The organism is Streptomyces sp. BK208, assembly GCF_004364245.1.
Taxonomy (GTDB): domain Bacteria; phylum Actinomycetota; class Actinomycetes; order Streptomycetales; family Streptomycetaceae; genus Streptomyces.
Map to the genome: position 1 here is coordinate 55,277 of NZ_SOAV01000011.1, position 11,426 is coordinate 66,702.

The 11,426-nt window shown below is 71.1% G+C and carries 7 protein-coding genes; 4 read left to right on the top strand and 3 right to left on the bottom strand.

The window, feature by feature from the left end:
- Positions 1–26 precede the first annotated feature (26 nt).
- The 3 genes from EV562_RS25390 to EV562_RS25400 are packed head-to-tail and all read right to left on the bottom strand — an operon-like array spanning position 27 to position 6,266.
- Positions 27–3,461 (bottom strand): signal recognition particle, encoded by a 3,435-nt coding sequence (locus EV562_RS25390; protein WP_133889177.1) that lies wholly within the window; start codon positions 3,459–3,461, stop codon positions 27–29.
- Positions 3,454–4,629, bottom strand: a complete 1,176-nt coding sequence (locus EV562_RS25395; protein ID WP_243860169.1) for a hypothetical protein — start codon at positions 4,627–4,629, stop codon at positions 3,454–3,456. The genes EV562_RS25390 and EV562_RS25395 overlap by 8 nt, the downstream gene beginning before the upstream one ends.
- Positions 4,626–6,266 (bottom strand): PD-(D/E)XK nuclease family protein, encoded by a 1,641-nt coding sequence (locus tag EV562_RS25400; protein WP_133889178.1) that lies wholly within the window; start codon positions 6,264–6,266, stop codon positions 4,626–4,628. The genes EV562_RS25395 and EV562_RS25400 overlap by 4 nt, the downstream gene beginning before the upstream one ends.
- A gap of 136 nt (positions 6,267–6,402) precedes the next feature.
- Between EV562_RS25400 and EV562_RS25405 the strand changes: the two genes are divergently transcribed.
- The 4 genes from EV562_RS25405 to EV562_RS25420 all read left to right on the top strand — a co-directional run bounded on the left by EV562_RS25405 (position 6,403) and on the right by EV562_RS25420 (position 11,362).
- Positions 6,403–7,278, top strand: a complete 876-nt coding sequence (locus tag EV562_RS25405; RefSeq protein WP_133889179.1) for a hypothetical protein — start codon at positions 6,403–6,405, stop codon at positions 7,276–7,278.
- A 90-nt stretch (positions 7,279–7,368) separates the two neighbouring features.
- Entirely contained in the window at positions 7,369–8,487 is a 1,119-nt protein-coding gene (locus EV562_RS25410; RefSeq protein ID WP_133889180.1) for a hypothetical protein, read from the top strand.
- Entirely contained in the window at positions 8,484–10,001 is a 1,518-nt protein-coding gene (locus EV562_RS25415; protein ID WP_133889181.1) for a hypothetical protein, read from the top strand. The genes EV562_RS25410 and EV562_RS25415 overlap by 4 nt, the downstream gene beginning before the upstream one ends.
- Positions 9,998–11,362, top strand: coding sequence for an AAA family ATPase (locus tag EV562_RS25420; protein WP_133889182.1), 1,365 nt, complete (start codon positions 9,998–10,000; stop codon positions 11,360–11,362). The genes EV562_RS25415 and EV562_RS25420 overlap by 4 nt, the downstream gene beginning before the upstream one ends.
- Positions 11,363–11,426 lie beyond the last annotated feature (64 nt).

The following is an 11,426-nucleotide window of genomic DNA, read 5'->3' on the forward strand; positions in this document are numbered from 1 at the left end:
GGGGTGCGGTGTGGTGACGGATGCCGTCAGCCCATGTCCACCAGGGCGCGGTAGAGCGGTTCGTACAGCTCACGGACCAGGGACTTGTCGATCGGGGCAAGGTGCCGCTCCGCCGTGTTCCCGTCCTCGAAGAAGGGGGCGAGCACCTCACGCATGCTCGCCAGTAGGCTGGTGTCTGGGGTGTCCGTGTCCTGGAATCCGGCTTCTCTGGGAGAGAAAGCCGCGTCGACGAAGACCACCCGGGCCGGCACGCCGCCGCGCACCAGACGACCGATGACCTGCCACATGACGACGAGCTGGTCCCAGGTGAACGCCGTCTTCTCCTCGTCCCGCAGGCTGGACCAGGCCAGCCGCCGGGTGAGGAAGCGGTTCCACTGACGGCGTGCGCGGCTGCGGAACGCCACAGCCGCCTGGTCGGGGGTGGCGGCGGCGAGCGCGTTCTGCCGGAAGGATCCGTCAGCATCCCGGAGTTGGCGTACGGCCCAGTCGTTGATGGACTGGATGGCGAGCGCGATGTCGTCGGGCCGAGGGTGTGGGCGTGCCAGGAAGTAGACCGTGCCGATGGCCGCCTTGCCATCGCGCAGGACGATGTTGTGTCCCCGCTCCACAGCGAGCAGCGGCGCGACGAGAATGTCGCCGCCGACCGAAGGGAAAGCCTTCACGTCACCGCGGGGCAGCGTCCGTGCGGCGGCGTCCTCCGGCAGCCGGGTCCAGGCGGTGTCGGAGTCCGCGTCGTCGGACACCAGTCGGGTGACGCGGCCGTTCCACTCGGGGATCTGGTTGAGGTACTCGGCGGCCCGACGTGCCTCGTCGTAGCTGCCGACGAGCAACAGGATGCGGCGGCGGTCCGGATCGTCGATCTCCTTCAGCTCGGCGTCCAGCATGCTCTCGGCGTCGGGCAGACTCCGGTCGGGCACCGCGAGCTGGTGCAGCATGTGCAGGAGGGCCTGGGGCCGTTCTTCGGGGTCGCAGCCGGACAGGCGCAGCGGCTTGGGCCGGTCGTTTCCGGGCCAGTACAAGAACTCCTTGCGGAACTCGCTGCCCAGGACGGCTTCGACTTCCTCGTCGTGAGGACGCAGAACGGCACCGACGTCGGCGTGCACGTGGTACCTGCTCGACGTGCCCGCCCAGCTCGTTGCGGACATGAGCAGGACGTGCGGGCCCGGGCGGCCGTCCACGGCGCACAGGTCACCGAGCCGCATGAGCAGTTCGCGGCCCACGCCGTTGCAGTGGAAGAAGCGGAGTTCACCGCTGCGGTCACCATCGCGCTCACGGTCGTCGTGGCGGAACTGGAAGCCGAGCACGTTACCCATGGGCGACTCGGGGATGACCGCCTCGTAGTCCTTGGGGGGCCTGCGGGAGAGCACGTTCGAGGCGCTCTCGAGATTGAGGGCGGCCTCGACGCGCGGCCACAGCGTGGTCATGAAGTCGAGACGGCTGTGCAGAGCGGAAAGGAGCAGGGTGAACTCGAAGCGCCGGGCCTGGAGGTCGGCGTCCGCGAGCACCGTGCTGTCGTCTCCGACGATGTCGGTGAGGGTGTCGCGCAGCCTCTCACGCGTCCGTGCTCCCTGGGGCGCGTGCAGGAGTTCCAGGGCGAGGTGGACGAAGGTGTTCACCAAGGGTGTCACTTCATCGTCGTCTCCCGTGCTCTGCTGCTCGTGCAGCGGGTCGTCGCGGAACCGGCCGAGGGCACCGTCCAGCGTCCGGGCCGCCGCAGGCGGGCGTTCGCCCTCCTTCCGCCCCGGGAACCAGCTGTCCAGCAGCAGGTTGTGGAGGGTGAAGGCACTGAAGTAGTCGACGCTGATCCATCGCCTGAGCTTGTCGTCCTTGACGAGCAGGGCGAAGAGGCGGTCGGTGGCGGCGCTGACCGTGTTGACGGCGTTGGTCCAGTCGTCGACGTCACGGGCGGACAGCTGGAGCCGGCCATCCCGGGCCATCTGCTGGAACTTGTGGACGGCGACCTCGTCGAACCAGGAGTTCGGGGCCTTGCCCACCAGAGTGCTGGCCGGCGCGAAGGCCGTGTCGAGCTGCATCTGCACCCGGTCGGCCTCGTCGACGATGATCAGGTCGCTGAGTCGGCACGCGAGTTCGAGGTACCGGAGCTGTTCCTGGTGCTGGTGCAGTGGGACGGAGCTGTGCACGAGACCGGCCGGGGTGGCGACCCACACCTGTGCGTCGACCAGATCACGAGCCCCGCGGTGGCGCGGACAGCGGTTCCACAACGGGCACAGTCTCCGCTGCGCCTTCGGGCCTTGTGCGTCACGCTGCGTGCTGTACTCCTCGTCGAGGAGGGGATCGCCGTCCGTGGCCTCCTGCTCGGGGACGGTGTACAGCGTGATGCACGGTGCTTCACGGACGCCGAGCGGGCGGCGGGCTTCCAGGCCGCGCAGCACGTCGACGGGGCAGGCGCTGCTGAGGTAGGCGAAGCCCGCGTGGTCGTGCCCGAGCATGGTGGCGGCGCCGGCCGTGGCAGTGCGGCGGTGCAGCCGGTTGATGTTGCGCTCCCTGGTGGAGTGCCCGAGGATCGGCGCCGCCCGCACACCGAGCCGGTCGAACTGCTCCACCACGGCGAGCGTCTCGGCCACATCGCCGACGACGATGGTGACCCGGCGGGGTGTCCGGGTCACGAGGTGGTAGGTCAGGATGTCCCGGAGGGTGGACTTGCCGGCTCCCACCATCCCCACGAGGTGCAGCAGCCGGTCGATCCTCAGCCGTCCCTCTTCTGTGAAGCGGCCGAGTTCCGCATCGCGCACGAGCAGTTTCACCCGCCGGAGCCGCCCGGCCCAGCCGTTGCGCGGCCCCTGTGCCGTCGCCTCGACGGCGTCCATCTCGTCGGCGGCCTTCTCGAGCTCTTCCCAGGTGACGTCGACGGGCTCTCCACGCCCGGCCGGTGGTGCGTCAAGCGCGTGGGCGCGCGGCAGGGTGTCCGTCAGCAGTTCCTCGTCGAACACCACGGAGTGGGTACGGTCCTGCACCCGGAAGGTGTGCTCTCCCTCCTCGGCGAACGGAATGGACCGCGTCGCGAACCGCGGAGCGGTGCTGAGCAATTTTTCGAAGATCTCGAAACGGCGTGCGGCGCGCGACGGCTCACGACGGCGTGGTACGGAGCCGGGTCCGTCGATGTCGTATCCGCGCAGGTGCTGGGGGACCTTCAGGTAGTCGATCAGCGCCTCCGACCAGGCGTGCCGTCGCCGCATGTCCCACAGATAGTGGCGGGCGCGCAGAACACGAAGCCGCTGTTCGTCGCTGCGAACGTCTCCGAACACCTCGCTGTACGGGTAACCGCCCAACAGCGGCCAGACATCGGCGGCCGTGCGGGTGGGCGTCACGTCCTGCAAGAGATACAGGCCCAGTTCGACGTCGAGAAGGTCGCCGGGGCGGAAGCTGCCGAGGTTCGCCGGCCACACCTCGGTGAGCTGCTGCGGCGAGCAGCGCCGGTGCCATCCCCTACGGTCACGCACGGCGTCCTCCTTCGGTACACGGGTCCCCCGCCTTGTCACGCGGGGTGGAGATCTCATCGGCGACCAGCCGCAGGAAGGCCTGGTCGTCCAGCAGGGTGACCCGATCGGCCAGGTCCTCCGGCAGGTTTCCGCGGAACTGCCGCCCATACGCCTCGTTGTCGCGGAAGCGGTAGCGGGGCACGACGAGGAATGCACGGTCGTACGGCGGCTCGTTCCTGAACGGCGTGAGGGAGCGCGCCAGGAGAACGGGGTTCACCCGGTCCTTGACGTCCACCGCCCAGTGCCGTCGCTCAGACAGGGGGACGCGCAGGTCGTACGCGTCGTAGTTGGGCCACATCTCGGCGGTGATTCCGAACTTCTTCTCCAGGGCGGCTTGTAGATCGGTCTCCGCGAGCCCGGGGCTGGTGATGAACATCCGCAGGGGGCGGCTGAGCTGGAAGACCCCGCCTTTGTCGGCACGAAGCGGCGTGCCTTCGTCCGATGTGCCGTCGCGGCGGCACCGGTCCAGTTCGCAGCGGTGGCTGCCGTGCAGCAGCGGCACCATGAGGCAGCGGCAGCGAGCGCACTGCCGGTACGTGCCGCGCCTCAGATAGGAGGCGGGCACAGGCTCGTAGCAGCGCTTGATCACGTCGTGCAGCAGCATTCCGCAGTCGGGATCGCCGCCGAGCTGCGCCAGCTCGGCGCCGGTCAGCACGGGCTTGGAGGTGAGCAGGGCCCGGAACGCGGTGTAGGCCTGCGGGGCCTTGGCCGCACGGCACACGGCGAGTGCTTCCCGGATGCGTTCGTTCTCGAAGAGCTCGGCCGCCGGGTCGGCCGCGCTCACCTCCCACTCCAGACACAGCTGGTGCGGCAGCCGGGTCTCCGGATCGACGAGCAGGGCCGCTCCGGGAAAGTTGTTGGGCGGCAGCTCCAACGGCCACTCGATCAGCGGCCGTTCACCAGCCCAGCGGACCATCTGCGGCACGCTGCCCGGCGGTTCCTCGCCCCGGCGCAGGCAGTGCAGGACGAGGCGGTTGTACGCGTTCTGCACCTTCGCCGGGTAGACCGGGTTGGGTACGGTCCGCTGCCGGGACAGGCACGCCAGGGCGCTGGCGATCTGTCGGAGCAACCCCTCGTCCGTGCCGACGGCGTCCTCGGACCGTGCCTCCCTCATGCCGGTCGTGGTCACGACTCCCCCTCTCCCGCGACGGCGCCGTCGGGCGCGGCGCTCGGACACCACCGGGAGACCGGGCAGGACCGGCAATGCGGTCCGGGGCGGGCGTCCCATGTCTCGTCCCCCCGCCACGGGCCGGCGTACCGCCGCAGCACCGACAGCGCCTTCCGCTGTCGGCCGGGGTCCGTCGGGTCGATCACGTGGGGATCGGAACCGTCCGGCCGGAGGATCTCCACCTCGACGCGCGAGCCGTCCGGATCGCCGCCCAGCGCACCCTGAGCCAGGAGCGCGACCGCCAAGGCGAGTTGGGGGTAGGTGTCGAGAAGGTCCTCGTGGTGGCGGCGCCGCTTCCGTGTCGTCTTGAGCTCCCGCCACACCCACGAGCCGTCCTCCTGGTAGAGCAGGTCGGGTTTGGCGATGACGACGGCCTGCGCCGCGGTGTCGTGGACGACTCGGAGGGCTTCGGGCTCGACCCGCTGGATGAGTGCGGCGTCCTGGAACGGACAGGCGTCGACGTGGTGGAGCAGCATGTCCCGACCGGTCGCGGCGTCCTCGTCGGAGACCCGCCAGCGTCCCTCTGTCCAGTTCTCGCCCGCCGGGGGCATGTCGCCGACCGCGCACGGCGGCTGTTCCGGGCGCCGGTGCAGCTTCTCGATCCAGCCGTGCACCGCCTGGCCGAGCCTGGCCGCGCTGCCGTATTCGTCAGACTTGGGCAGGTGCAGAGAACGGAGGAACCCCTGTGCGGGGCAGGCCGCGTGATAGCGCAGATCGCTGACCGACACCTTCCTCAGCGGTGCCACCCGCGAGGGAAGGCCGAGGACCCCCGGCCTGCGCGGCACGGCCTCGCAGCCCGTGAACTGCTTGCAGTCCACGCAGGATGAGCCGGGTGCCGGCCTGCCGCCCGCCACGACACGCGCCACGTGCGCGTGCCCGTGCTCGGCGTAGTAGGCCTCGGCTTCCTCGGCCGTCCCGTCGAACTGCACGCGCGGCCGTCCGTCGGAGAGCCCGACTTCGACGACACACACCCGCTCGGGCCGGGCTGTGGGGCCATACGGCTGGAACGCGCGCGCCCACTTCCGCGGCCAGGCCGCCTGGCGCCCGTGAACGGCCACGTACACGGCGATGGCGATCTCGCCGGGCTCGGAGTCCTTGGCCTCGCCGTGCCGCAACCGTCGGTACTCGCGCAGGCGTCCGTCTGCCGACTCGTACCTGCGCCACCAGGCGTACATCTCCCAGAACTTGCCGTTCTCCCGCTGGGCCACCCAGTACGGACGGACCGGCCGCAGCCGCTGCTCACCATCGTCGGCGCACGCTTCTATGTACGTACGGAGGGCGTGCTCGGCATACGTCAGGTGACCGGGGTGCAGGGTGGGGGTGCGGGAGCGCAGCCCTGCAAGGGCCTGGTCGGGTGTCTCACCGTGGAATTCGACCCGGTCCACGGCGTCCATCACAGGCCCGAGGGTGAACGTCTCGAGCTCCGGCTTCGGAAGACGGAGACGCCGGGCCGGCCAGAGACCGGGCCGGGCCTTGGCAGCGGCGTGCGAGGGGCAGGTGTGCTCCTCGCTCCCGCCCGTACCGGGCCCCACGCGAACGAGGTCGTCATTCCCGGTCAGCCAGTGCGGCTTGTGCCATGCCGTCGTGTCGTGACTCATTGCCTCCCCCTTGTCTCGGAACAGACGGCACCCTTCGGACCAGCCGGGTGCGCCGCCACACTCGACCGTAGCAGGTAATCTTGGAACTCATTGGAAGTTCTTGGCATAGGTTGGTTGCTGCGCTAAGCTGCCCCACATGGCGGCATCACTGGAGGAACTCGAGCAGCGCCTGTCCCACCTGCGCACCGAGCTGCGCGGTGCCGTGCGCGCACGGGACAAGGCCGAAACCGCGCGCATCCGTCGCGCGCTGCGCGAAGCCGAGGCCGCCTGGGAGCACGCCCTCGAGACCGAGGCGGAACCGGACGGCGAGGCACTCCCGGCCGAGCCCCCGGCCCCGCAGGCGTCGGCGACCACAGGCGCACCACGCCGCACGGAGCGCCCGGCGCACGGCTCCATCCCGATCCGCGAACAGGTCCACCAGGCGCTCACCCTGCTGGGCGCCCCTGCCTCTCCGAAGCTCATCTCGTCCACGTACGAGGCGTTCTTCACCGAGTCGCTGGTCGCCACCAAACTCGCGTCCCTCCGCCGCGACGAGGAGCGATCCTTCACGGCACAGGGCTATGCCCGCCCGTACTACATCTGCGCGGCACTGACCCACGACCGCCTGGTCCCCGCACGCGGACTCCTAGCCCTGTCCACCTGGCCCGTGGAGCGGCGGATCATCGGCCCACTCAGCCCACGCACCGACTTCCTCACTCACGCGGTGGGAACCGCCGAGCAGATCCAGCGACTCACCACCGCGGGGCATCCGGCCCCCGACGCGGCCTGGCGGCTGCTGCGCCGTTTCGCCCTCACGATCCCGGGCGCCTACGACGCCGCGGCCCCGGAACCCGACCCCGCCCGCGTGATCGCGGCCGCCCAAGCCGAAGCGGCCGTCCACCAGCAGGAGGACGACCAGCACCGGCAAGCGGCCGCGCAGCGCGCCCGTACCCAACTCTCCGACGTACAGCAGCTGTTCGGTGCGGCACCGATGCGTGACGCCCTGCGCGACGCGAGTGGGACCCTGTCCTGACGACCCCTTCACGACGGCGATGACGTCAGACGCCTCGCACGCCGGTGAGCTCCCGAAGACGTACCCGAAGACGTTCCCGAAGTAGAGACGATGCCCTCGCAGCAGTCCGAACCTCCCGACAACCGACTCGCGCGGCTGCGCGGACCGCAGCCCCCTCAGCCGTACACCGCCCGTAAGATCACCGCCCTGACCGCCAATCCCGCCTGCGCCCGCCGCGCCGTCCTCGACGCCGCCGGTGTGGACAAGGCGCTGCTCGCCCAGCAGGTCGGATACGAGCCGCGCTTCGGCCAGTCACCCTTCGCCCTCGCCCGCGAACAGGCGTTCCACAGCCTCGTGAAGTGGGGCAGCTACGCCGAGCTCATCCGGCTACTGCGCGAGCAGCTCTCCGTCCCCGTGGCGGAGGCCCATGTCACCGACCTCAACGAGGTAGGGGGCAACACGGCCCTGCACCTGCGCGAGCGGGAGACCCTCCGCCTCATCGCGCACGTGGCCTCCGGCCAGGACGTACGCCTCATCCTCGACCGCCCCGTGCTCACCCTCGAAGTCGCCGGCCAGACGGCGTACTTGGAGCCGGACGCGCTCACCCACCGCATCGGGGGGAAGTTCCACGTCGTCCTCATCCGCTCGTTCGCGGCGATCGACGGCCAGGCCAATCCGACCGCCGTCGCCGAGGCGGCCAAGCAGGCCGCGGTGTACGTCCTCGCGCTGCACCGCGCCTTCGAGACGGCCGGCCTGCCCACCGAGCAGATCTCCCACGAGTTCCTGCTCGTCTGCCCCAAGGACTTCTCCAACCGCCCCTACGGCCGCCTGATCGACCTCCGGCAGGAACTCGACGCCCTCCAGTTCCAGCTCTCGCGGCTGCGGCGGGCCGAGGACCTCGCGGCCCAGCTCCCCGAGACGGCGACCCTGGACACGACCCGAAGCGCGGACGAACTCTCCTCTTCCATGGAGGCGTTGGACGCGTCGTACACACCCTCCTGCCTGTCCTTCTGCGAGATGGCGCGTTACTGCCGCGACGAGGCCGCCGGATGCGCCTCGCCGGCCCGCCTGGGCAGCGGCGTGCGCAACGACCTGCCGGGCATCGATTCCACCCGCAGCGCACTCGACTACCTGGACGGCGTCGCCGCCCCCGGAGAGGCCGAGGCGGAAGCCGCCGACCTGCTGCGCGCCGCCGCCCGGCTGCGCCGAATCCGCCGGGGGGCCGCATGAGCGCCCTGTCCACCGTCGCGACGCTCACGGCGTCCCGCACCGGCCGTGCCGAACCACTGACGACCGTCCGCCACCAGCACCTGGACGAGAAGCCGTTCGTCCTGGTGCCGCTTACCCTCGCCGGCGAAGCGTGCGCGCCCCTGGCCGCGCTCGCGGGTACGGACCCCGAACACCCGACCCTCCTCACCGTCCACCAGCCGCGCAACCGCGCCGAACGCTTCCGGTTCGCCGAGCGCCTGGCTGCCCTCCTCCTCGCGTACATCGACGGGTGCCGGACGGAGACGGAGCCCTACACCGTCGGCCGCGGCAAGGAGAAAGAGGAACGCCTGCGCTTCCAGCGGGCCCCGCAGCTCCTCGTCCCGAACGGTGAGGGCATCGCTTACATGCGCCTGCTCGGCCGGCTCACCAGACTGCGCGCCACCGAGGGGCCGTACGCGGTCGACCCGTCCGTGCCCGCTCTCGGCAAGTGGCTGACCTGGTTCACGGACCTGGCCGAGTTCCCGGACTCCGGTGTGCTCCTCGCGATGACCCGGCTGCTCGCCGCCAACTGGGCCACGGGCCAGAGTTCTTCCGAGGACTCCCATCTCGCGTCCCTGCTTGCCTGGATCGATCCACCGGAGGGCAGCGACGGCGCGCGAGCGGCACGGGAGGCGGAGGACCCCGCCGTGTGGCCGCCGGCCGGTCCGTCCACGGACCCGGTCTTCGACCGGACCCTGCACGAGTTGATGACGCGCTACGACGAGGCGTCCGACGACCGCGGACGCGAGGCGGTCGGCCGCCAGATCGACCGTGAGCTGCGCGGCCAGATGCTGCCCACCTGGCGGCTGATGTGGCGCGGCGTGGAACTGCTCTGCGAGCTGCCGGGGGGCGCCCACGTCCCCGGCCGCTGGGCCCTCGACCGGCGCTGGTTCTCCGAGTACGCGGAGTACCTGGACGCTGACGGCCGCCCGCAGGCCCGCCGCGACCAGGCCGTCCGAGCCGCCCGCCGCCTGGCCCGGCTGGAGGACGCGGTCACCCGCTACGAGGCGCAGCGCGCGTACGACGACCCGCTGGTGATGGCGGAGTACGAGCTGACCGGCGAGGCGTTCACGGGCACGGTCACGGCCAGGGACGAGGACCGCTTCGTCCCCGGCGACCGTCCCGGCTCTCAGGTCTGGCGTCCGACGATCACCCTGCGCGCCGGCACCGACGCGCGCGTCGATCTCGCGGTCGGCACGGAGGTGAAGTCCCCGGCCCGGCCCGGCCAGGAGGCCCGCATCCTCGAAGTCAGGCGGGAGGACGACGGCGGCCACACCGTGGTGCTCCAGCTCAAGGGCGGTTTCGCGAGGAAGCGCACACCGCCGGCACCGCCCGGCACCCTCGCGGAGACCGGCGAGGAGCTGACGTACACCACGCTCAACCCCACGGCCATGCCGTCCGCCCTGCCCGACGAGGAGAACACCCCCTGGACCCACGGCGGTCCGCCCCAGCCGTACGAGCCCACCGACGAGGACGCAGAGGAGACCTGGGAGTGACCGCCCTCCTTCCCGACACCGGGGAGCCCGAAGCCCTCACCCCCGGCGAACGCGCGGACCGGGCGGTCGCGGGGATCCTGACCAGCCTCGACACCGCGCCCGGCCGGGGCGTCGTCGTGGACTCGCCTCCCGGGGCCGGCAAGTCCACGCTGGCGGTGCAGGCCACCGGACACCTGACGTCCGCGGGCCACCAGATCATGATCGTCGCGCAGACCAACGAACAGGTCGACGACCTGGTGGACCGCATCGCGCGGGAGCACCCCGGTCTGGCACTCGGCCGCCTCCACGCCGGCGGCCACGTCCTCCCGCCCCGCGTCACCCGGCACCCCAACGTGACTGGGAGCAGCCAGGTGACGGACCTGCGCGACCTGCCCGTCGTGGTGTCCACCGCGAAGAAGTGGTCGTTCGTCACCCCGGACAAGTGCGCGCCGTGGCGGTGGGCCATCGTCGACGAGGCGTACCAGATGCGCTCGGACGGGCTGCTCGCGACGGCCCCGCTGTTCGCCCAGGACGACTCCCAGGTCCTCTTCGTCGGCGACCCCGGCCAGCTCGACCCCTTCGCCACCGTGGAGACCGACCGCTGGCACGGCCTGACCTGGGACCCCCTGCGCAACGCGGTCGACGTCACTCTCGCCCACAACCCCGACCTGCTCCGCCACCAGCTGCCCGTCTCCTGGCGCCTCCCGGAGACGGCGGCGCCCCTGGTCGAGCGAGCCTTCTACCCCTTCTACCGGTTCACCCCCGGCACGACGGCGCCGGAGCGCGTCCTGTCGTACGGCAGCCTTTCCCACGGCTCGGGTCCGCTGGACGAGGTCCTCGCCCGGGCCGCCGACTCCGGCTGGGGCCACCTGGAACTTCCCGCCCGCCACACCCTCGACCAGGACCCGGAGGTGGCGGACGCCCTCGCGGCGACGGCGGCCCGGCTGCTGGAGCGCGGCGCACTGGTCAACGGGGAGCGGCTGACCGAGGCGCGCATCGCGATCGGCACGGCACGCACCGTGCAGGCGGACGCGGTCCGCTCCCGCCTCGCCTCCCGCAGCCTGACCGACATCACCGTGGACACCGCCAACCGCCTCCAGGGCCGCGAGTTCGACGTCACCCTGGTCTGGCACCCGCTGTCCGGCCGCCAGGACGCCTCCGCCTTCCACCTGGAGACGGGCCGCCTGTGCGTTCTGCTGTCCCGACACCGTTTCGCGTGCATCGTGGTGGCCCGCGCCGGCATCCGGGATCTGTTGGACCGGCATCCGCGGAGCAGCCCTGTGTACCTGGATGTGCCGCCCAAGTTTCCGGATGGGTGGCGGGCACATCAGGTGGTTATGGGGCATTTGGAGCGGGGGGAGCACCGGGTGCGGGCGGTGTGAACATGGCACGAATGGGGTCATTGTCGGTGGCAGGCTGTACGGTCCACGAAGGCGTGGCGTGAGG